The following is a 21998-nucleotide window of genomic DNA, read 5'->3' on the forward strand; positions in this document are numbered from 1 at the left end:
CCCCGGACCCGCTCCCGCCGCCGTGTCCGCCTCCGCCTCCGCCGATCTCCCACGGACCCCCGAGCCGCAGACCCCCGCGCCGCACACCCCCGCGCCGCCGCCCGACGGCGCCGCCGGCACCTGGCCCGCCCCCGCGCGGCGGCCCACCGGCCGGGACGTCGCCCGGCTCGCCGGGGTCTCCCAGGCCACCGTCTCGCTCGTGTTCTCCGGCTCCGAAGCCGGCTCCCGGGTCTCCGACGCCACCCGCGAACGCGTCCGCGAGGCCGCCCGCAGCCTCGGCTACCGCCCCCAGGCGGCCGGCCGCCAGCTGCGCCTGGGCCGCAGCGGGATGATCCTGCTGGCCGTCCCCAACCTCCTCGGCCCGTTCTTCGGGCGCGTGCTGGAGGGCGTCCACGAGGAGGCCGGGCGGCACGGCCTGGCCGTCGTCGTCAGTTCGGGCTGGGGCAGCGCGACCCTCGCCGAGGCCGCCACCACCAGCCGCTTCGACGGCCTGCTGATCTGCTCCCCGGACGACAGTCAGCTCGGCGAGCTGCCCGCCGACACCCCTGCCGTCTTCCTGGATGCCGACCCGGGCACCGACCGCGCCCGGCCCACCATCGAGCTCGACGTCGCGGGCGGCATGCGGGCCGCGGTCGAGCACCTGGCCGCCCTCGGCCACCGCCGGATCGGCCGGCTGCGCTCGATCCACTCCGCCTACACCTTCCGGGTCCGGCAGGCCGCCTTCGAGCAGGCGGTGGCCGAACTCGGCCTGGACGTCGTCGAGTTGGGCGTCCGGCTGAACGAGGGACACCCGGCCGCCCGGAACGTCGCCCGCGGGATGCTGGAGCGGCCGGACGCACCGCGCGCGGTGATCTGCGACGACGACGTGGTGGCGTCGGGGGTCTACCAGGCCGCCGCCGAGCTGGGCGTGCGGGTGCCCGACGACCTGTCCGTGGTCGGCATGGACAACGTCGCGGTCGCCGCCCTGCTCGCCCCGCCGCTGACCACCGTCGACCTGCCCGGCGAGGAGCTCGGCCGGGCCGGCACCGCCGCCCTGGCCGGCCTGTTGCGCGGCGAGCGGGTGGCCCCGCCGCCGCCGCTCGCGACCTCGCTCGTGCTGCGCTCGTCCACCGCCGCCGCCCGCTGACCGGCCGTGGCCCACGCATGACTGTGCCCGCCGGTCCAGACCTCCGGCGGACACAGTCGTCTCTGGGGGCCGGTCAGCCCACGGGCACCGGCTGCGGCTGCGGCACCGGCGCGAGCGGCACCGCCCGGAACCACCGGCGCGCGCCGAACAGCAGCAGGCCGCCCAGCCCGATCCCGCCCGCCGCGCACAGCGCCACCGGCCGCAGCGAGCCCTCCGCGAGGTTCCCGGACACGGCGTAGCCGAGCGAGTTCCCGGTCGCGAACAGCGTCACCAGCCAGGCGAACGCCTCCGTCACCGTCCCGGTCGGCGCCAGCTCCGCGACCAGCACGAACGCCGCCGCCAGCAGCGGGGCCAGCACGATCCCCGAGACGAACGCCAGCGCGGCCATCGGGTACGGCCCGGGCAGCACCACCAGCGGGAGGTAGGAGGCGGCCATCACCAGCGCCATCACCCACGTCCGGGTGCCCGTGCCGCTGCGCCACTTCACCGCCCCGTACGCGAGCGCGCCCAGCAGCCCGCCGAGCGCCGCCAGCGCCAGCAGCGTGCCGGCACCGCCGGGCAGGGCGCCCGCGTGGTGCTCGGCGTAGGCGATGAACAGCACGTTCTGCGCGCCGACCGCCCAGCCGGCCCCGGCCAGTCCGACCAGCAGCAGCACCAGGCCGGGGGAGCGCAGCGGGCCCAGCAGTCCGGCCGAGTGCTCGCGCGCCGGGGCCCGCCAGGCCCGCGCCGGCGCGGCGGTGGCGACGACCAGCGCGCCCGCGAGGCCCAGTCCGGCCGCCACCCACAGCGCCGCGACGGGGCTGAAGAGGCCGGCGATCCCGGCGACGGCCAGCGGCCCGGCGACGTAGAGGATCTGCTGCGAGGCGGAGTCGAAGGCGTAGGCGGTGTCCAACTGTTCCTCCTCGACCACGGCCGGCCACAGCGAGCGCAGGCAGGGTTCGAGCGGGGGCATCGCGAGCCCGGCGATCGCGGCGCCGGCCGGCGCGGCGAGCACCGAGCCGGGCGCGAGGGCGAGCAGCGCGTACCCGCCGCCCGCGACGACGGCGGAGGCGATCAGGACGCGGGGCTGCCCGGTGAGGTCGACGATCCGGCCGAGCACGGGCCCGCCGACGGCGGCCGCCAGGGCGTATACGGCGGTGGCCAGGCCGATCCGGCCGTAGGGCGCGCCGGCCTCGCGCAGGGCGAGGGCGATGACCAGGGCGGTCATCCCGGCGGGCAGGCGGCCGAGCAGGGTGCCGAAGAGGAGGCGGCTGACGTGGGGGGCGCGGAGCAGGGCGAGATAGCCCATCGGCGGTTCTCCGGTGGGGCGTGCTGGAGCAGGGACGTTGTCAAGGTTATACGTATAACCGTCGGGCGGTCAATCGGACCGGAGTGGCCGCCTGATGGTGCGTCGGGCTCGTTCGTGTCCGGATCTCGCTCTTGCGCCGCCCTGACCTCAAACAACTACTTTGAACATCTCAAACCTTTACTGCTAACGTGTCGCCCATGACCCCCTCGGACGCACCTCGGATGCACGGCCTGGGCACCCCGCCCACCGCCGCCCGCGCGTGCCGTCTGCCGGGAGCCGTGGACAGCCCGCGCCGTTGTCGCGCCGCCTGCTGTATTCCGGCGGCACGCCCCTGACCGGGGGCCGAGCCCTCACCGCCCGGCCCGCGCGCCGTGCCGCCGTCCCCGCCGCACCCCACCGTCAGCACCGCCCTCCCCCGGAGTCGCACCCCCATGTCCACAGCGCCCGAGGCGACCTCGTCGCCGTCCGTGCTCGCCCGCATCCGCAAGACGCCGTTCTGGGTGCAGATCGTCGCCGGCCTCGTGCTCGGCGTCGGCCTCGGCTACGTCGCCCGCGCCGGCGACGTCTCCTGGCTGGCCACCACCCTGGAGACCGTCGGCAAGACCTTCGTCCAGCTGCTCAAGCTGGCCGTCCCGCCGCTGGTCTTCACCGCGATCGTGGTGAGCGTCGCCAACCTGCGCAATGTCACCAACGCGGCCCGCCTCGCCGTCCGCACCCTGCTCTGGTTCCTGATCACCTCGCTGATCGCCGTCGCCATCGGCCTCGGCCTCGGCCTGCTCACCGACCCGGGCAAGGGCACCAACCTCAGCACCGAGGGCCTCAAGGCGCCCAAGGGCGGCGGCACGTGGGTCGACTTCCTGACCGGCATCTTCCCGACCAACATCGTCACCGCGTTCACCGAGGTGAACGTGCTGCAGATCGTCTTCATGGCGGTCGTCGTCGGCGCCGCCGTCATCAAGCTCGGCACCAAGGCCGAGCCCGTCCTCAAGCTCAGCGAGTCGGTCCTGGAGCTGACCCAGACCGCCCTGTGGTGGGTCATCCGGCTCTCCCCGCTCGGCACCCTCGGCCTGATCGGCAAGTCCGTCGCCAAGTACGGCTGGGACCTGCTCAAGCCCTTCGCGACCCTCACGGCCGACATCTACGTCGGCTGCGCGCTGGTGCTGTTCGTCGTCTACTCGCTGCTGCTGAAGTTCGCCGGCGGCCTCAACCCGCTCAACTTCTACCGGGGCGCCTGGCCCGCCATCCAGCTGGCCTTCGTCTCCCGCTCCTCGGTCGGCACCCTGCCGGTCACCCGCCGCGTCACCGAGCGCCTCGGCGTCCCGAGCGAGTACGCGTCCTTCGCCGTCCCATTCGGTGCCACCACCAAGATGGACGGCTGCGCTGCGATCTACCCGTCGATCGCCGCGATCTTCGTCGCGCAGGTCTACAACATCGACCTCGGCATCAAGGACTACATCCTGATCGCCTTCGTCTCGGTCATCGGCTCGGCCGCCACCGCGGGCCTCACCGGCGCGATCGTCATGCTGACCCTGACCCTCTCCACCCTGGGCCTGCCCCTGGAGGGCGTCGGCCTGCTGCTCGCCATCGACCCGATCCTCGACATGATGCGCACCGCGACGAACGTCGCCGGGCAGGCGCTGGTGCCGGTCATCGTGGCGGCGCGGGAGAAGACGCTCGACCTCGTCGCGTACAACAGCCCGGCCGGTGACCTGCTGAACGAGCCGGCCACCATCCCGGCGCAGGCCACAACGAAGGCTGCCGCTGCGGCCTGATTGGTTCAGAGAAGGGTCCTCTCCCGGCGCTGGGAGAGGACCCTTCTTGCATCCTCGGTGCCGTGTCTGCCCTGTGTGACAAGCGGTACCGGGCTTCTCTGTATGTCTGTGTGTGGGTGGACCGACGACCTGCCGTGAGGGTGGTCCCTCGCAAGGAACATTTCGGCACAGACCTACCTCCGTCCCCACCAAGCGGCGAGGGCGGTGCCGCCAGCTGACACCGTCGTGATTAGCCATGCGGGAAACCCGCAGGTTGGAGGGCTGTTCCTGGACGCCTTGGCCGAAGCGGACGGAGGCTCCTCCATTTCGCGGCCTGCCGCAGTCCGAAAGGCAACCTCATCGACGAGTTGGCTGGTATCCCAGCGCAGATCGGCGCCAAGGTTGCCGCGGCGGCTTCAATCTCCTGTGTGTGGCATCTCATCTCCCCCGAGCTGGGTGCCGAAGCGTGGGAGGGCGAGCGCATTGAAACAGGCCCTCTCCTGTGCCAGGGAGAGGGCCCGATGCGTTTCGAGTGCTGGTCAGGCTGCGAGCACTTCACGGGCTCGGTCGTTGAAGTCGGCCACGAGAGTGTGGCGGCCGAACGGCACCATCTGCTGCTTGAGGTTCTGGACAGCCTCGACGGCGCGGGACGACTTCACCTGGCTGGTGAGCGTGAGGGTCCGCAGGCCGGCCGCATGTGCAGCTTCGAGGTCCCGGCGCTGGAGGTGGGAGACGGCGAGAGCTGCTTGCGACCTTGCTCCGCGGCGAGCTCGCTTCTGGGCCCTGGCGTGTTCGATCGACAGGCGGGCGTACCGCTCGGACTCGGCGGCGTCGCCGATGTCCTGGAAGGTGTTGGCGTGCTCGCCGTTGAGGTAGGCCGGGTCGATGAACCGAGCCCACTCGGCCTCGTTGGCGAGCTGCACGTTCTCGTAGGCCTTCTCCGATGCGACGACGGCGTGAGCCGCTGCACGCTTCTCGCCGAGCTTGGCGAGCGCGCGGCCTTCGAGGGCCCAGAGATCGGCGAGACACGCGTCCGATTCGGGCGTTCGGGAGAGCCCGGCGGGTGAGCGGTCATGACTGCCCCGGCGAGTGATCCGGTGGCGGACTGGATCGCAGAGATCCTTTCGAGGTGGGTGCCCCCGGAGGACTACGACGCGCAGCTCTCCGGGGTCGTCGCCGGTTACGTCACTGATCGTCGGCGGACGTCGGCTCCTCCGCCGGGGGCTGATGAGGATCGTTGAAACCGCGTCTGGCCGGAGTTCGGTGAACGGCCCCACCGGACGTCGTTCTCGTAGTGTCAGCTGCCGAGGCTCTCGGCGACGTGGATGAGTTCCGCGTCCGAGAGCCGTGGTGGGGCGCCGGTGGCGACGGTGAAGGTATAGGTCCCGTCCGACCACGTCAGTGAACGGGGACCGCCGTTGGGGTCCGGTTGCGTGATGGTCGCGGGGTGACCCTTGACTGTGGCGGCCTGGCCGTCCGGTGGCGTGCTGTTCCGGAGGCTCTGGCTGATCATCAGGTGCCCGTGTACGTCGGGCTCCGTGCCCAGTGTGTACCCGATGGCCCAGGCGGGGGTGTCGGTCGGCAGTGGGGACACACCGGGCAGGTAGACCATCTTGCCTGTGGGGGAGGGGTAGTAGTTCTCCGGCAGGAACGCGGGCCGGAGGAGGTTGCGCTCGTCGAAGTGTATGGCGGGCTTGCCGGTGGCGTCGTTCAGCGCCCTGGAACCGAGCGGCTTGTTCAGGTGGGCGGTGATCTGTCCGTAGCCGCCGGGGTCGCAGAAGCCCGGACGGGCCGTGTGCCGCAGGGAGACCTTCACTGCGTTGGCGGACTCGCGTACCACGAGTTCGGGCTGCTTTTCGCAGCCCCAGCCGATGCTGAGTGTCAGGGTCTGGCCGTCGGAGCTGGCCAGCAGTGGGTAGCCGGCCACGGGGCCTTCGTAGACCTTGGCTTCCGGGCCCCGGCTGATCCATGTGTTGATGGCGAACCCACCACCGAGAACGGCTATGGCAGCTATGGCGGTCAATCGATACCGTCGTCCGCGCTTCGACATCTGGCGGACGGTACTTTTCGTCACGGGCCCTCCCCGGCAGTCACGGCCATGCTTGCGGCACGGAGTGTGCGAAGTCAAGCAGGCTGAGAACCGGCACCTATTAGGCAGAACATCCATGGTGGCCCTATATCAATTGCGAAGAACTGGTAAAGGCTTTGCGGGCCGCGCCCGAAAAGCGCCATAAGGACGCTTGTGGGGCTTTTATTTGCGACGCGCCGAGCTTCGCCTGGCGATACCGTTCGGAGTGCAGCATCGTTCACGGAGAATAACTGCATCCATTTGGGGGGAACTGAATGGCTCAGAAAAATAATTCCGGTCGAACCTGGATAATTCCAGCCACTGTGCTGCTGGCGTCGGTGTCCGCAATCGCTCCGGCCATCGCCATATCGGGGGGTGATGCACCCACGGCGGCTCCGGCGCAGCCCGGCCAAGTGCCCAAGAAGAGGCCGTCGGCCGGTGGCATCAGCGCAGCCACACTGCGTGGAGCGGCGAAGCCTGAGGTCGTCGAGCTCATGAATAGGCAAGAAGCTCTGGACAGGGTCGTCGACCGCATCACCGTAGGGCAGGATGAACAGAACCGGGAGCGGATCCCGGGATTCTCTGAAGTCGAGGTAGACCCGGGCGCCAGCCGCATCACCTTGCATTGGAAGGGGGAGCTCCCGGAGGCGGTTCGCGGTGTCCTCCAAGACCTTCCGAAAGGTGTGAGCGTGCAGGTTGTGCCTGCTAAGTATTCCAAGGCAGAACTGCACGCAGCTCGTGAGAAGCTGTTGTCGAACGGCAAGCCGATCCCGCTCGCGGCGAAAAGGCCGAGCCACATCAACAGCATCGGGCCGTCGCTCGATGGGAGCGGCCTCGACCTCGGCTACGAGACGGACGACGAGCGAGCGCCACAGATGAGGGCAGTCCTTCCGGCGCTCTCCGCCGAAGAGCTGACGCCGCAGGTGGAAGCGATCGCATCTGCCATCGCCGGCGTGGAAGTCCACGCCCACCCCCAAGCGATGGTCAAGGACCTGACGCGAGGTGCAGACTTCGAGCCGTGGCTCGGCGGCGCCGGCATAAAGACCCCGGGCGGGACGATTTGTTCCACTGGCTTTGGGGTCTATAGTCCCTCGGCTCAGGAAAAGAACTTCGTCACCACCGCTTGGCACTGCGGCGCAGGCTCATACAGGACCTGGTACAGCGATCAGTACATGGGCTACGCCAACGAGGGAGACGGAAACGCTGCCGATGACACGATCGGCATCGTCCCGCGCGACAGTCAGGCATCGGGATCAGGCGTCTATGGTGGCCCGTGGAATGACCCCAACGAGGCTGATTGGATTCCGGTTTCAGGTTACAGTGGTAACAATGTCGGCGACTACGTCTGCCACTCCGCCGCAAACTCGGGGGTGCACTGTGGCCTGAAAATCCTCCAGGTCGATCGGCAGATTCAAGGCCCCAATGGCGTCTGGCGCAAGTTCACTGATCAGGTTGTCCAGACCGACTCGAACGACATCGCTTCTATCGACGGGGACAGTGGCGGACCTGTCATCGCGCCAGACGGAAGCAAGGTCCGAGCCCGCGGAACTATCACGTCGCTTGACAAGCAGACCAACTGCAACGGCCGGGTCGGTTCTGACTCCGGAACTCGACCGCCGACGTGCTTCAACGGAATGTGGTACGTCCCGATTTCCCAAACGCTCGCCGACATGGGATGGATCCTGAAGACAGGGTAACCCGCAGCGGATTAACCCGGCAGTCCAACGGATTCGGTGAAGCTGCTGATAGCCGATTTACAGCCAGTGCGGGGGCAGGTCATGAGCCTGCCCCCGCACCTCGCAGTTCCGGCGGCTGGAGCGCGGACCCCCATGTGGGGCGCTCGGTGTCCGTCAGCCCCGCGAGCATGAGGCCGTGGAAGCTCCACAGAGCCGATCCTGGCACTCACTCCCGACATTCCGCGAGGGCGCAGCCGTGGCCCGGCATCACTGTTCACAGGAGTGCGACCAGCGCGGATCCTCATCAGGGCCGCTGGCCAACCGGAATGACCCTGATCGAGTTTGCTGAGCGGGTGCGGGTAGACGCTGTCACCGAGTACCTGCCCCTTGTAGGTGATGATTCCGCCGACGCGCTCGGACCGTTACACGTGCTTGACCTTGTGGGGCGTCCACATGGTCCCGCTCGCTGACGACCGCGATCCCTTCTCGTTCCATGCGCGGGCCACGTCGCCTGGCGTCTTACGGTCCATGAGCATCTCGTAGCCGAGCCTGATCAGCTTGACCTCCTCCGGCACGACCTGCTGGAACCCGGAGTCGGCCTCGAACCCAAACACCCGGGGTCCGCCGGCGTGGGGCTTCCCCTTCTCCCGGCGCCGGAGAAGAGCGGAGTTGACCCGCTCCGCCATGCGTTCGGTTTCCTGCTGCGCGACCGCGCCCTTGATCGTGAGGATCATGCGGCCGGAGGCGCTGGAGGTGTCCTCGCCCTCGGTGGTGGCGAACGCGAACCCGTACTCCTTCTGCTCCTCCAGGAAGCTGGTCAGCTCGGTGATTCGTCGAGTGAGCCGGTCGATCGAGTAGACGACGATGGCGTCGATCACCCCGGAGCGGGCGTCCTTCATCATCTCGGTGTAGACGGGCCGGGGCTTCCGGCTGGTGGTGGACGCCGAGACGTCGTTCTCCGCGTAGATCCTCAGGACGGTCCACCCGAGGCGGTCACACAGTTCCCGGCAGGCCCTCTCCTGGCGCTGGATGCCGAGTTCCTGTCCCTTGCGATCCTTGCTGATGCGGACGTAGATGCCGACCCGCGAAGCCTTGGGCGAACGGGCCCTCTCCCGCCTCGGGGAGAGGGCCCGTTCGCTGGGCGTGCGCCGCGTGGCTAGCGGCGTGCGCTACTGGGCGATCAGAACCACCGGCCGGTGACCGGGGTGTCGGTGGCAGCCCCGAAGCGGAGGCTGTAGAGCACCGAGCCGGAGTCGTAGAGTGCGCCGTAGAAGCTCGCCGTGCTGGGCCGGAAGACGCCGACCTTGTCGATCCCGCTCCCGTTCCAGTCGCCCTTGATCGGGACGTCGCCCTGAGCGCCGAACAGGACGGTGTGGTTGATGGCGACCGAGGTGTTGGAGTTGCTCAGGTAGAACGCGCAGTCGCCCGGCCGGTAGATCCCGACGGTGTCCTTGCCCGTGCCGCTCCAGTTCCCGACCATCGGAACGTCCCCGGGGTTGCCCAGCTTGATGGCGAAAGCCACCGTCTGGTTGTCGTTGGTCAGGTAGAACGCGGAGTCGCTCGGCCGGTAGACGCCGATGGTGTCCCGGCCCTGGCCGGTCCAGTCCCCGACCAGGGGGATGTCGCCGGGGCTGCCGAACGGGGCCGCGACGGCGACGGTCGCGTTGTCGTTGGTCAGGTAGAACGCGGAGTCGCTCGGCCGGTAGACGCCGATGGTGTCCCGGCCCGGACCGCTCCAGTGGCCGGTGAGCGGAATGTCGTTCGGTGAGCCGAAGGTGACGGCTGCGGTGACGTTGCCGCTGCTGTCGGCCATCGCGAAGGTCTGGGCGCCCGGACGGTAGATACCCGCCAGGGTCGGCTTGCCGTTGGGCGTGGTGTTGACCTGGACGTCGAGGTAGTCGCGGTCGATGTTGATCGTGGCGCCGCCCCAGGTCTCGGTGACGTTGCCGTCGTACTGGTGGACGCGCTGGTGGTTGGCCCAGGCGGTGCTCGGGATCACCGGTTCGTTGACGTCCGCAGCGCCGTTCCACCGTGCGGTGAACAGCACGTCGGGCATGGTGTAACCCTTGCCGCTGCCACTGTTGTTGACCAGATCCGCGATGCCGGTGGAGGCACTGCTGTAGACACCGGAGTTGTAGCCCTGCGCGTGGAGTTCGGCGCTCCAGGCGGACAGGAACGGCTGAACCGTCGAGGAGTACGTCGCGACGTTGTAGGACTCCATGTCGTAGTACAGGACGCTCCCCGGGCCGAGACCGAGAGCCGCGGCGTTGGCCACGGCATCGTCGGCCGCGGCGGCACCCTGACCGGCCGGCGCGGTGATCCTGGAGGCCTGGAGACCGACGTACACCGGCAGGAAGCGCCACCCGGCGGAGTACTGCTGCTGCATCCAGGACGCCGTCAGATTGGGCTGGCTGCAGGCTCGGCCGGCGCCCCCGATGTAGATGCCGAGGGCTTGGTAGGGCGAGTTGGCGCGCCAGGTGTTCATCGTGTTGGCGTCGGGTGCCGAACAGGCGTCGAAGCCCTTGCCCGTGTACTTGGTCGCATCGGCCGGCAGCGCGGGCGGGGTCGACGCAGTGGCGGCAGGAGACGATTGGACGGGTGCCGCCGCCGCGAACGACCGCTTGGTGGGCGGGGCGGCGATCGGCTCCTTCGTTGCGCCGGCGGGGAAGCCGGCCGAGGAGAGGACCGTCCGGACGAGCGCCTGGTCATCGTCGTAGACTCCGGTGGCCGTGATCCCTGGAGCGGTGGCGTGGACCCTCCGCTCGATCTCCGACACGGTCGTGGCCGACGCGGCGTCATCGGCGCCGGGCTCGACGAGCAATGCCTCGGTGGTGCCCACCACGTGTGCGGGGCAGTCCTGGCGGGCCCCGGGGGTGCCGAGATAGACGGCGTGCCGGTCGAAACGCACGCAGGCCGTCGGATTGGCCGCGAGATCGATCACCGGCCAGTCGGCGGGCACGTGAAACGAGTGGCCGAGGTAGGAAACATCCTTGGTGGGCATCGCCGGCGCGCTCGGATCGGCCTGCGCGGATCCCAGGCTGACGACGGACAGCGCCGTCGTCAGCCCGAGTGCGGTGAGTATTCGACGACGGGGACTGGTCAGTGTGGTGATGGGGTTCTCCCGTGGGAAGCGTCCCGGGCGGTGCCCGGTTCGGCGGCCAGGTCCCGCGCCCAGGCCGTGCGGCCGAAAGCGCGTCAGCACAGCATAGAAATCCCGGCTGACACGCCAGTAGCCGCTTACCCCTCGGGCGAACGTGGATCACTGAGTGCCCATCATCCGAATCTCCGGACACTGGGTGACGCCCTGACGGACAGGGCTGTTGCGTGACCCGTCGAACCGGCTCCGGGCCGACGTCCCTCGGGTGCCACGGAGGGAGACGAAGCATGGCCGGCCCAGCGGCGATCCCGGCCCAGGCCCTTCGGGAACGTCGCCGGGCAGGCGCTGGTGCCGGTCATCGTGGCGGCGCGGGAGAAGACGCTCGACCTCGTGGCGTACAACAGCCCGGCCGGCGACCTGCTGGACGCCCGGGACTCCGCCGTGATCCCGGCCCAGGCCGGGGCGAAGGTCGCCGCCGCGGCCTGACGCAGCCGACGGGGCCCGGCCCCCGCGCCCGACCGGCACGGGCGCGGGCCTTCGCGCGTCCGTGGTGCGGGGGTGGGGAAAAGGCAGGGGGCCCGCCGTGTGGCGGGCCCCCTTGGGTGTTGCTCTTGTGCTCATCGTGGCGGCCGTCGGGAGCCGCCTGCGGACCCGTGGGGTCCCGAGCGATCAGATCATCAGAGGATGGTCAGATAGCGGTGACGTTCTCCGCCTGCGGGCCCTTCGGACCCTGGGTGACGTCAAAGCTGACCGCCTGGTTCTCCTCCAGCGAGCGGAAGCCGCTCGCGTTGATGGCGGAGTAGTGGACGAAGACGTCGGGGCCGCCGCCCTCCTGGGCGATGAAGCCGAAGCCCTTCTCAGCGTTGAACCACTTGACGGTTCCCGTGGCCATGCCGTTCTCCTTGCGAGGCGTGTCGGGGGCCACACCGTGTGGCTCCCGGTCCGCTGCGCTGATCGCCCTGCCTCCGGACGAGTCCGAAGTTTTTCGATATTGCTGAAAAACTACAAAAAGCCTGCGGTTACATGCTCCGCAGGCTTCAAGTACTGCAAGGGGAATCAAACTGCAACTGAGGGCAACGCTAGCATGCGGTTGCGGTGACGACCAGGGGTGAACTGCGGTGCGCACGGCGCGTGTCGGGAGGGCGGGTGCGAGCCGTTCACGACACCGGGCATACGCTGCGGGGAGGCGCACGAAGAGCAAGGGAGCGGCGCAGTGGAGCACACCCCGGAGGAACGCACCCCGGTCAGGCCGAGGGTCGGACACATTCAGTTCCTGAACTGCGTACCCCTCTACTGGGGACTCGCCAGGACCGGCAATCTGCTCGACCTCGACCTCACCAAGGACACCCCCGAGAAGCTCAGCGACCAGCTGGTCGACGGCACGCTCGACATCGGCCCGATCACCTGCGTCGAATACCTGCGGCACGCCGACGAACTGCTCGTCCTGCCCGACATCGCGGTCGGCAGCGACGGCCCGGTGATGTCCTGCGTGATCGTCAGCAAGGTGCCGCTCGGCGACCTCGACGGCCGCCGGGTCGCCCTCGGCTCCACCAGCCGCACCTCCGTCCGGCTCGCCCGCCTGCTCCTGGAGGAGCGCGAGGGCGTCCGCCCCGAGTACTTCAGCTGCCCGCCCGACCTCGCCCAGATGCTCGCCGAGGCCGACGCCGCCGTCCTCATCGGCGACCCGGCGCTGCGCGCCCACCTCGGCCAGGCGGCCGACCTCGGGCTCACCGTCCACGACCTCGGCGCGATGTGGAAGGAGTGGACCGGCCTGCCCTTCGTCTTCGCCGTCTGGGCGGTGCGCCGCGACTTCGCCGCGCGCCGGCCCGAACTGACCGCCGCCGTCCACCGGGCCTTCCTGGAGTCCCGCGACCTGTCGCTGGTCGAGGCGGCCAAGGTCGCCGAGCAGGCCGCCCGCTGGGAGGCCTTCGGCGCCGACGTGCTGGAGCGGTACTTCAGCGAGGCGCTCGACTTCTCGCTCGGCGAGCGGCAGCTGGCCGGCGTCGCCGAGTTCGCCCGCCGGGTCGCGCACGACAGCGGCTTCGCGCCGGACGTCGCCGTGCGGCTGCTGGAGCCGGTGGCGGGCCTGGAACCCGCGGTGGTCGGCTGAGATCCTGAGGCACCGACGTCCCGGGAAGCCGGGGCCGGTACGGTCTGCTCCCGGGCGCGCGCGGTGCGGGCGTCCGGGAGCGGCCCGGTGGAGGGCCGTCCGTCGGCGAGGGGAGCGTGCGGGGGATGCAGGCACTGGGGCCGGACGACCCGCGCCAGGTGGGCGCCTACCGGCTGTTGCGCCGGCTCGGCGCCGGCGGCATGGGCCGGGTCTACCTCGGCCGCACGGCCGGCGGGCGCACCGTCGCCGTCAAACTCGTCCGCGGCGAACTCGCCGACGACGCCGAGTTCCGCGCCCGCTTCCGGCAGGAGGTCGCGGCCGCACGCCGGGTCGGCGGCAGCTGGACCGCGCCCGTCCTGGACGCCGACACCGAGGGCGAACAGCCCTGGGTCGCCACCGGCTACGTCGCCGGGCCCGCGCTCGGCACCGCCGTCCGCGACGGCGGGCCGCTGCCCGAGGCCGCCGTGCGCGCCCTCGGCGTCGGGCTCGCCGAGGCGCTCGCCCACGTCCACGGCCTCGGCCTGGTGCACCGCGACGTGAAGCCGTCCAACGTGCTGCTCACCCTGGACGGCCCGCGGCTGATCGACTTCGGCATCGCCCGCGCCCTGGACGCCGCCGGCGGATTCACCCAGTCGGGTTACGTCGTCGGCTCGCCCGGCTTCATGTCGCCCGAACAGGCGAACGGACAGGGTGTCGGGCCGGCCGGTGACGTCTTCTCCCTCGGCGCGGTGCTCGCCTACGCGGCCACCGGCGTCCACCCCTTCGGCGAGGGCGTCAGCGCGGCCGTCCTCCTCTACCGCGTGCTGCACGAGCAGCCGGACGTCCCCGGGCTGAGCGGGCCGCTGCGCTCGATCGTCCTCGACTGCCTCGCCAAGGAGCCGTCCGACCGGCCCACTCCGCAGCAGCTCCGCGCCCGGCTCGACCCGGAGGGCACGGCGGCCCTGCGGCTGCGGCAGGGCGGCTGGCTGCCGCCGGCGCTCGCGGCGGGGGTGGGGCGCAGCGCGGTCGAACTGCTGGACCTGGAGGGGGAGTCGGGGAGCGCTCCGGCCGACGTGCCGCCGGCGGCCTGGGGGCCGGCCTCCGGGGCGGCTTCCGGGACGGGTGCCGGGGCGGGTGCGTGGGTGGAGCGGACGCCGACCTACGTGCCGCCGGCGCCCGGGGGCGGCTCCCGGCCGCGCCGCGCGGTGCTGGTCGCGGCCCTGGCGGCGGCGCTGGTGGTGCTGGCGGGCGGCGGGTACGGGACGTACCGGTGGCTGGACCCGGCGGCTCCCACGGTGACGGCCACGAGCAGCGGTTCGCCCGCCGGCCCGTCCGGGAGCGGCAGCGCTGTGCCGGAGCCCGCGCCGACGCCGGACGGTCCGACCGCGGTAGCGAGCACCCCGAGCACCCCGGGCACTTCGAGCGGGCCGGGCACGCCGACCGGGCCGAACGCGGTGCCGGCCGCGTTCCTCGGCACCTGGACCGGGGACATGGCCACCGAAAAGGGCGTGCCCGCGGGCACCACCCGGCTCACCATCGGGCCGGCCGCGATCGGGCAGGAGAACACCACCAGCCAGAACGGCATGTCCGGCATCATCTCGATCAGCTGCGACGGCGTCTGGAAGCTGCGGGAGGCGGGCCCGAAGAAGCTCGTGTTCCAGTCCCGGCTGGTCCGCTCCAGCCTGCCCGGCGCGTGCTCCGGCGGCGCGTACACCGAGACGCTCACCCTGCAGGACGACGGGACGATCCGCTTCACCTCCGCCGACCCGGTGGCGGGCAACCCGGCCGGGACGATGCACCGCACGGGCGCGGCCCAGCCCGACGGCACCAGCCGGTGAACACGGGTGAACACGGGTGAACACGGGTGAACACCGGGGGACAGGAGGCGGGAAGGGGCCGGGCGGCGGGCTGGCGCAGGGGCCGGAATCGGCTGGCGTAGGCTGGTTCGGCCGTACCCGGAAACACCCGCGACCGGGACCGACGCGCTGAGAACAGCAGTACCCGAGCAGTCCCGAGAGAGAGAAGGCCGCCAGGTGTCCGAGCTCGCAGCGACCACCCTCGATGCGCCCAGCACCGACCTGCAGGCCGTGCTCGACCGCGCCGCCGCCGGTGGCCGGATCACCCCCGAGGAAGCGCTGGAGCTCTACCGCTCCGCGCCCCTGCACGCCCTCGGCTCGGCGGCCGACGCGGTGCGCCGCCGCCGCTACGCCGGCACCGAGCACATCGCGACCTACATCATCGAGCGCAACATCAACTACACGAACGTCTGCGTGACGGCGTGCAAGTTCTGCGCCTTCTACGTGCCGCCGAAGAGCGACAAGGGCTGGTCCCGCGAGCTCGACGAGATCCTGCGCCGCTGCGCCGAGACGGTCGAGCTGGGCGGCACCCAGATCATGTTCCAGGGCGGCCACCACCCGGACTACGGCGTCGAGTACTACGAGCGCGCGTTCTCGGCGATCAAGGCGGACTTCCCGCAGCTGGTGATCCACTCGCTGGGCGCCTCCGAGGTCGAGCACATGTCGCGGATCTCGGGCGTCTCGATCGAGGAGGCCATCACCCGGATCCATCAGGCGGGCCTGGACTCGTTCGCGGGCGCCGGCGCCGAGCTGCTGCCGGAGCGCCCGCGCAAGGCGATCGCGCCGCTGAAGGAGTCCGGCGAGCGCTGGCTGGAGATCATGGAGGCCGCGCACGGCCTCGGCGTGGAGTCCACCTCCACGATGCTGATGGGCACCGGCGAGACCAACGCCGAGCGGATCGAGCACCTGCGGATGATCCGCGACGTGCAGGACCGCACGGGCGGCTTCCGCGCGTTCATCCCCTACACCTACCAGCCGCAGAACAACCACCTGAAGGGCTCGACGCAGGCGACCGTATTCGAGTACCTGCGGATGATCGCGATCGCGCGCCTCTTCCTCGACAACGTCGCCCACATCCAGGGCTCCTGGCTCACCACCGGCAAGGAAGCGGGCCAGCTGTCGCTGCACTACGGCGCGGACGACCTCGGCTCCGTGATGCTGGAGGAGAACGTCGTCTCGGCGGCCGGGGCCAAGCACCGCTCCAACCTGACCGAGCTGATCCACCTCATCCGGGCCGCCGACCGCGTCCCGGCGCAGCGCTCGACCACCTACGAGCACCTGCGGGTGCTGGACGACCCGGCGAACGACCCGGTCGACCCGCGCGTCGCCTCGCACATCGCCTCCACGGCGATCGAGGGCGGCACCGCGCACCCCGAGCTGAAGATCCTGGACAACTGAGCGCCGCCACCGTAGTCGCCACGCTCACGCCCACGCCCGCCGCAGCCGTGCCGGGCGCCGTGGTGGCGCCGTGCTGACCCTGCACCGGGCGGGCTTCGTGCTGCCCGATCCGGCCGGGGCCGGGCCCGCGCCCGCCGGCAGCGCCGTGCTCGTCGACGGCGCGGTGCTCGTCGACGGCGCGGTGCTGGTGCGCGGCGAACTCGTCGAGGCGGTGGGCCCGTTCGGCGAGCTCGCGGCGGCGCACCCGGGCGCCCGGGTGCGGGACTGGTGCGCGGCCGTGCTCACACCCGGGCTGCGCAACCCGTACGGGCACGGGCTGTTGGAGCGCGCCTACCACCCGGACCCGCGCGAGGGAACCGGCGCCGAGCCGGTGCCGGGCGGGCTGGACGCGGAGGGCGACGACGTGCGGTGCGGGGCGAGCGCCCGGCGCGGGCTGCAGCGGATGCTGGGGTTCGGGGTGACGGCGGTGGCCGGGCCCTTCGAGCGGGCGTCGGTGCGGACGGCGGTCGCGCGGTCCGGGCTGGCCGCGCTCGCTCCCGGGGGCGGCGCGGCTGCCGCCGAAGGCCCGTTGGACCCGCTCGCCGTGCTGCCGCTCGCGCAGGCCGCGCACGGGCGGATCGCGGCCGGGGGACGGGCGGACTTCGCGGTGTTCGCGTGCGACGGGGACGTTCCGGCGCCGCTGCCGGGGGGCTGCCTGGCGACCGTGCTCGGCGGCCGGTTGGTGTACCGACGGCGCTGACGGCGCGGCCGGTGCGGGCGCCCGAACCGCCGTTGGCCCGCCGTCGGCCGGCCTTCGGGCCGACTTCCCTGCGGCGCAAGGGACTTCCTTCGTGTGCGGCCGAACTCCGGCCCGCGTGGCGCCGGGTGATTGCCCCTTCGCCGTGACCTGAGGGCCCGCCAGCGGATACGATCCCGGACAGCTCACTCCGTACCCCCACCACACCACCGCCCGTGCCCGCGGGAGGCGGGGCCGCGTCCCCGGCCCCGACGCAAGCCAGGACAAGGAACCATGCGATCCGCGACCGTCCCCCCGCCGCGCACCCCGCGGTTGGGCCGTGGCTGGTACCTCGCCGCCGTGCTCAGCGCCGTGCTCGCCGTGGGCATGTGCCTGCTCGGCTGGCGCCAGGCCGACCAGGCCGACCGGATCGAGGCCCACCCGGTGCGGGTCGAGGGCGTCGTCACCCAGCTCCCGACCGGGGGCGGTTCCTACAGCGCCGTCAGCTACCGGGTCGGCGGCCAGGCGCACACGGCCGCCGCGCTGCCGCTCGCGGACGGCGCCAAGGTCGGTGACCAGGTCTGCCTGGAGCACGCCGCCGACGACGCGGGCGCGGTGCGGATCTGCGGCGACACCTACCCGCAGCCGGTCGGCGTCGGGCTGGCCCGGTACAGCGTGCCGGTGGCGGTCGCGCTCTTCCTGGTCTGCCTGTGGCGCATCCGCCGGCACCGGCGGGCGGTCGCCGTCCGCACCGGGCAGGGCCGGATCGCGACCACCGTCGCCTTCGCGACCGGGGCCCTGGCCGAGGGGATGCCGGCGATAACGGACGGCAAGCGCTCGCGCCGCAAGCGGCGTGCGGGCGGACGGCGCGCACTGCACTGACGGGGTGCGTCGGGAGGTGCGCCGACGGGCTCCCCGCGAGGTGCGCCGCAAGGTGCCCCGCGAGGTGCGTCGGGGGGCGTGCGGAGGGGCGCCTGTGAGCTCCGAGGGGCGCGGGCCGCGGGCGCTGCGCCGCCCCGTTGCTCCGGGCGCGGGCGCCAGGGTGAACAATGGGGGCGTGACCCGAGCCTCTCTGGACAAGCAGCCGCACGAAGTCGCCGCCATGTTCGACGACGTCGCGGCGAAGTACGACCGCACCAACGACGTGCTCTCCCTCGGCCAGGCCCGCGCCTGGCGCCGGGCGGTGGCCGAGGCGGTGGCCGCCGGACCCGGGGACCTCGTGCTCGACCTCGGAGCCGGCACCGGCACCTCCTCGCTGCCCTTCGCGGAGGCCGGCGCCAGGGTCGTTCCGTGCGACTTCTCCGTCGGCATGCTCGCCGAGGGCAAGCAGCGCCACCCCGAGCTGCCGCTCACCGCAGGCGACGCGACCCGGCTGCCGTTCGCGGACGACACCTTCGACTCGGTGACGATCTCCTTCGCGCTGCGCAACGTCCACGACACGGACGCGGCGCTGCGCGAGATGCACCGGGTCACCAAGCCCGGCGGCAAGCTCGTGCTGTGCGAGTTCTCCACGCCGACCTGGACGCCGTTCCGCACGGTCTACACCGAGTACCTGATGCGCGCCCTGCCGCCGGTCGCCACCGCGGTCAGCAGCAACCCCGACGCCTACGTCTACCTCGCCGAGTCGATCCGGGCCTGGCCGGACCAGCCCGCGATGGCGGCCCGGCTGCAGGAGGCCGGCTGGTCGAAGGTGGCCTGGCGGAACCTGACCGGCGGGATCGTCGCGCTGCACCGGGCGTACAAGACCGCCGCCGCGTAGCCGTCGTCCCTCCCCGCCCCCGTGAGCGGACCCGGTAAGCGGACCTAGACTGCCCGAGGCGGCAGCCGTCGTTCCGACCCAGCCGTCGCCGTCGTTCCAGTCGTCGTTCCAGCCGTAGTTCCAGGAGAGTGCCCACCGTGTCCGAGACCGCAGCCGACCCGACGAAGCCGGACAGCACCGTCGAGAGCACGGCGGACGTCATCGTGGTCGGGGCGGGCCCGGCCGGTGCCACCACCGCGTACTACCTCGCGCAGGCCGGCCTGGACGTGCTGCTGCTGGAGAAGACCTCCTTCCCCCGCGAGAAGGTGTGCGGCGACGGCCTCACCCCGCGCGCCACCAAGCAGCTCGTGGACATGGGCATCGACGTCTCCACCGAGAACGGCTGGCTGCACAACAAGGGCCTGCGCATCGTCGGCGGCGGCGTGCGGCTGCAGCTCGACTGGCCCGAGCTGTCCTCCTTCCCCGACTACGGCCTGGTCCGCAAGCGCGCCGACTTCGACGAGCTGCTCGCCCGTCAGGCCGAGAAGGCCGGCGCCCGCCTGTACGAGCGCTGCAACGTCAGCGGCCCCGTGCTGGACGACCGCACCGGACGCATCGTCGGCGTCACCGCCAAGCTCGGCGAGGAGAAGCGGGAGGTGACCTTCCGCGCCCCGCTCGTCGTCGCCGCCGACGGCAACTCCACCCGGCTCTCCCTCGCCATGGGCCTGCACCGGCGCGAGGACCGGCCGATGGGCGTCGCCTACCGGACGTACTTCACCTCGCCGCGCCACGACGACGACTACCTGGAGTCCTGGCTGGAGCTGTGGGACACCCGCGGCGGCCAGCGCCGCCTGCTGCCCGGCTACGGCTGGATCTTCGGCATGGGCGACGGCACCTCCAACGTCGGCCTCGGCATCCTCAACTCCTCGCCCGCGTTCGGCGAGCTGGACTGGCGCGAGGTCCTCAAGGCCTGGTGCGCCGGCATGCCCGAGGAGTGGGGCTACACCCCCGAGAACATGACCGACCCGATCCGCGGCGCCGCACTGCCGATGGCCTTCAACCGGCAGCCGCACTACACCCGCGGGCTGCTGCTCGTCGGCGACGCCGGCGGCATGGTCAACCCGTTCAACGGCGAGGGCATCGCCTACGCGATGGAATCCGGCAAGATCGCCGCCGGCGTCATCGTCCAGGCCAACGCCCGCGTCACCGACGGCGGACGCGAGCGCGCGCTGCAGGCCTACCCGCGCATCCTCAAGGACGTCTACGGCGGCTACTACACGCTCGGCCGCGCCTTCGTGAAGCTCATCGGCAACCCGCAGGTCATGCAGATCGCCACCCAGCGCGGGCTCACCCACCCGATGCTGATGCGCTTCGTCCTCAAGCTCCTCGCCAACCTCACCGACCCCCAGGGCGGCGACGCCATGGACCGCGTCATCAACGGCCTCGCCAGGGTCGCGCCCAACGCCTGACGGACGGCCCCCGCGGGCGGACGGCACACCACCGTCCGCCCGCACCAACAAATTTGATCAAGCATCGCCAAGAACCGCCCGCGAGCGAAGGCCAATTGCTAGCCTGACAGCCATGCGGATAGGCGTGAACGTCCCCAACTTCGGTCCCGGAACGCACCCGGAACACCTCGCCCAATGGGCCAAGACCGTCGAGGGCCTGGGCTTCGACCTCCTGATGGTCTCCGACCACGTCGCGGTCACCCCGGACGTCGCCAAACAGTATCCGGCGCCGTTCTTCGAGCCCTTCACCACGCTCTCCTGGCTCGCCGGCATCACCACCCGGGTCCAGCTGGGCACCACCGTCCTCATCGTGCCCTACCGCCACCCCCTGCTGATGGCCCGGATGGCCGCCAACCTGCAGCAACTCAGCGGCGGACGGCTGATCCTGGGCGTCGGCGTGGGCTGGGCCAAGGAGGAGTTCGCGGCGCTCGGCGTGCCCTTCGAACGCCGCGGCAAGCTGACCGACGAGTACCTGCGCACCATGCGGGCCGCCTGGGACGACGAGGCCGACTACGGCAGCGGGCAGATCCCGGTCTGGGTCGGCGGCAACAGCGACGCCGCGCTGCGCCGGGCCGTGCGCTTCGGCGCGCCCTGGCACCCGCTGCGGTTCACCATGCCGTGGTTCACGGAGGCGGTCGGCCGGCTGAAGACCATCGCCGACGAAGCGGGGCAGCCGGTGCCGGAGCTGGCGCCGCGCATCCTCCTGAAGCTGACCGACCGGCCCGTCGACGGGCCCGACCGCAAGGCCGGCGAGGGCACCATCGAGCAGATCCTCGGCGACATCGAGCAGCTGCGCCTGACCGGCGCCGGCACCGTGCTGCTCGACCCCTACCTCGGCGACCCGGACGAGACGCTGCGGCCCGAGGTGGCGTGGCAGGCCCTGGCCACCGTCGCCGCGCACAGGTCCTGATCACCACCCCCTAGAGACGGAGTACCCGTGGCCAGCAACGCCCACGACCTGCACGAGAGCGACGTCGCCGGCGCCGCCGCCGTCACCGAGTCCGACCTGCCCTACCTGCGCCGCTGCGTGGAGCTGGCGACCGAGGCGGTGGAGGCCGGCGACTACCCGTTCGGCTCCGTGCTCGTCTCGGCGGACGGCAAGATCCTCGCGGAGGACCGCAACCGCGAGTCCAGCACCGGGGACCCGACCCGCCACCCGGAGTTCGAGCTGGCCCGCTGGGGCGCGGTCAACCTGAGCCCCGAGGAGCGGGCGGGGGCGACCGTCTACACCTCCGGCGAGCACTGCCCGATGTGCGCGGCCGCGCACGGCTGGGCGGGCCTCGGCCGGATCGTCTACGTGAGCTCGACGCGGCAGTACCGCGGCTGGCTGGGCGAGTGGGGCGTGAAGATCACCTCGCCGCTGAACCCGCTGTCGGTGCGGGACGTCGTCCCCGGGCTGGAGGTGGCCGGCCCGTCGCTCGAACTGGCCGGTGAGGTCCGCGAGTTGCAGCGCCGCTTCCGCGGCATCGACGCGGCGCTCTGAGCTTTCGCCGTTCTTCTCCGCCGCCACCGGATCCCGGTGGCGGCGGAGGTCTGTTCGGAGCCCGCGGCGGCGGGGCGAAACGGAGCCGGGGGGGCGCCGGGGTTCGGGGGGGGCCCGCCGCCCGGCCACCCCCGGCCGCCGGCGGGGGGAAGCGAGACCGCGGCGATCTGGACCGGGTTGGCGGGCGCGACCTAGCACGGGGGGT

17 protein-coding genes and 2 pseudogenes are annotated in these 21998 nt (G+C 71.6%); 13 read left to right on the forward strand and 6 right to left on the reverse strand.

Translation table 11 applies throughout. From position 1 onward, the window contains the following. The first annotated feature begins 22 nt into the window (after window positions 1–22). Entirely contained in the window at window positions 23–1126 is a 1104-nt protein-coding gene (locus ACFV4F_RS31315) for a LacI family DNA-binding transcriptional regulator (protein WP_380507525.1), read from the forward strand. A 73-nt stretch (window positions 1127–1199) separates the two neighbouring features. On the opposite strand, the gene ACFV4F_RS31320 is transcribed toward ACFV4F_RS31315, so the two are convergent. Then, window positions 1200–2414, reverse strand: a complete 1215-nt coding sequence (locus tag ACFV4F_RS31320) for an MFS transporter (RefSeq protein ID WP_380507528.1) — start codon at window positions 2412–2414, stop codon at window positions 1200–1202. Window positions 2415–2845: 431 nt separating this feature from the next. On the opposite strand from ACFV4F_RS31320, the gene ACFV4F_RS31325 reads away from it, so the two are divergent. Beyond that, window positions 2846–4186 carry a dicarboxylate/amino acid:cation symporter gene (locus ACFV4F_RS31325; RefSeq protein ID WP_380507530.1) on the forward strand — a complete coding sequence of 447 codons (1341 nt, stop codon included), beginning with the start codon at window positions 2846–2848 and terminating at the stop codon, window positions 4184–4186. A gap of 518 nt (window positions 4187–4704) precedes the next feature. Here ACFV4F_RS31325 and ACFV4F_RS31330 read toward each other — a convergent pair. Beyond that, window positions 4705–5223 (reverse strand): annotated as a pseudogene (locus tag ACFV4F_RS31330) (transcriptional regulator); the annotation flags it as partial. 239 nt (window positions 5224–5462) lie between these two features. Continuing rightward, window positions 5463–6215, reverse strand: coding sequence for a hypothetical protein (locus ACFV4F_RS31335; RefSeq protein ID WP_380498099.1), 753 nt, complete (start codon window positions 6213–6215; stop codon window positions 5463–5465). Window positions 6216–6646: 431 nt separating this feature from the next. Between ACFV4F_RS31335 and ACFV4F_RS31340 the strand changes: the two genes are divergently transcribed. Continuing rightward, window positions 6647–7930: a hypothetical protein gene (locus ACFV4F_RS31340; RefSeq protein WP_380507533.1), complete on the forward strand. Its 1284-nt coding sequence runs from the start codon at window positions 6647–6649 to the stop codon at window positions 7928–7930. A gap of 401 nt (window positions 7931–8331) precedes the next feature. Here ACFV4F_RS31340 and ACFV4F_RS31345 read toward each other — a convergent pair whose 3' ends face one another. Beyond that, window positions 8332–8985: a recombinase family protein gene (locus ACFV4F_RS31345; RefSeq protein WP_380507547.1), complete on the reverse strand. Its 654-nt coding sequence runs from the start codon at window positions 8983–8985 to the stop codon at window positions 8332–8334. A 104-nt stretch (window positions 8986–9089) separates the two neighbouring features. After that, the gene (locus tag ACFV4F_RS31350) at window positions 9090–10910 is read right to left on the reverse strand and encodes a glycoside hydrolase domain-containing protein (RefSeq protein ID WP_380507535.1); all 1821 of its coding nucleotides are present in this window, start codon (window positions 10908–10910) and stop codon (window positions 9090–9092) included. Window positions 10911–11333: 423 nt separating this feature from the next. Between ACFV4F_RS31350 and ACFV4F_RS31355 the strand changes: the two are divergent. Next, window positions 11334–11492: pseudogene (locus ACFV4F_RS31355) on the forward strand (dicarboxylate/amino acid:cation symporter); the annotation flags it as partial. 202 nt (window positions 11493–11694) lie between these two features. Here ACFV4F_RS31355 and ACFV4F_RS31360 read toward each other — a convergent pair. After that, window positions 11695–11898 (reverse strand): cold-shock protein, encoded by a 204-nt coding sequence (locus ACFV4F_RS31360; RefSeq protein WP_030060085.1) that lies wholly within the window; start codon window positions 11896–11898, stop codon window positions 11695–11697. 321 nt (window positions 11899–12219) lie between these two features. On the opposite strand from ACFV4F_RS31360, the gene ACFV4F_RS31365 reads away from it, so the two are divergent. The 9 genes from ACFV4F_RS31365 to ACFV4F_RS31405 all read left to right on the forward strand — a co-directional run bounded on the left by ACFV4F_RS31365 (window position 12220) and on the right by ACFV4F_RS31405 (window position 21793). Continuing rightward, window positions 12220–13116 carry a menaquinone biosynthetic enzyme MqnA/MqnD family protein gene (locus ACFV4F_RS31365; RefSeq protein WP_380439979.1) on the forward strand — a complete coding sequence of 299 codons (897 nt, stop codon included), beginning with the start codon at window positions 12220–12222 and terminating at the stop codon, window positions 13114–13116. A 125-nt stretch (window positions 13117–13241) separates the two neighbouring features. Next, window positions 13242–14933, forward strand: coding sequence for a protein kinase (locus tag ACFV4F_RS31370; protein WP_380507538.1), 1692 nt, complete (start codon window positions 13242–13244; stop codon window positions 14931–14933). Window positions 14934–15128: 195 nt separating this feature from the next. After that, the gene (gene mqnC / locus ACFV4F_RS31375; RefSeq protein WP_380439983.1) at window positions 15129–16349 is read left to right on the forward strand and encodes a cyclic dehypoxanthinyl futalosine synthase; all 1221 of its coding nucleotides are present in this window, start codon (window positions 15129–15131) and stop codon (window positions 16347–16349) included. 70 nt (window positions 16350–16419) lie between these two features. Beyond that, entirely contained in the window at window positions 16420–17088 is a 669-nt protein-coding gene (locus ACFV4F_RS31380) for a hypothetical protein (protein WP_380507541.1), read from the forward strand. Between the two features lie 270 nt (window positions 17089–17358). Further along, the gene (locus ACFV4F_RS31385; RefSeq protein ID WP_380439988.1) at window positions 17359–17946 is read left to right on the forward strand and encodes a hypothetical protein; all 588 of its coding nucleotides are present in this window, start codon (window positions 17359–17361) and stop codon (window positions 17944–17946) included. Between the two features lie 175 nt (window positions 17947–18121). After that, complete coding sequence (locus ACFV4F_RS31390) at window positions 18122–18823, forward strand: demethylmenaquinone methyltransferase (RefSeq protein ID WP_380439990.1); 702 nt, start codon at window positions 18122–18124, stop codon at window positions 18821–18823. A gap of 137 nt (window positions 18824–18960) precedes the next feature. After that, window positions 18961–20271: a geranylgeranyl reductase family protein gene (locus ACFV4F_RS31395; RefSeq protein WP_380439992.1), complete on the forward strand. Its 1311-nt coding sequence runs from the start codon at window positions 18961–18963 to the stop codon at window positions 20269–20271. A gap of 112 nt (window positions 20272–20383) precedes the next feature. Then, window positions 20384–21220 (forward strand): LLM class flavin-dependent oxidoreductase, encoded by an 837-nt coding sequence (locus ACFV4F_RS31400; RefSeq protein ID WP_380439995.1) that lies wholly within the window; start codon window positions 20384–20386, stop codon window positions 21218–21220. Between the two features lie 27 nt (window positions 21221–21247). Then, complete coding sequence (locus ACFV4F_RS31405) at window positions 21248–21793, forward strand: nucleoside deaminase (RefSeq protein WP_380507544.1); 546 nt, start codon at window positions 21248–21250, stop codon at window positions 21791–21793. Window positions 21794–21998: the final 205 nt, after the last annotated feature.

It is taken from the genome of Kitasatospora sp. NPDC059722 (assembly GCF_042733235.1).
In the GTDB taxonomy this organism is placed as follows: Bacteria; Actinomycetota; Actinomycetes; order Streptomycetales; family Streptomycetaceae; genus Kitasatospora.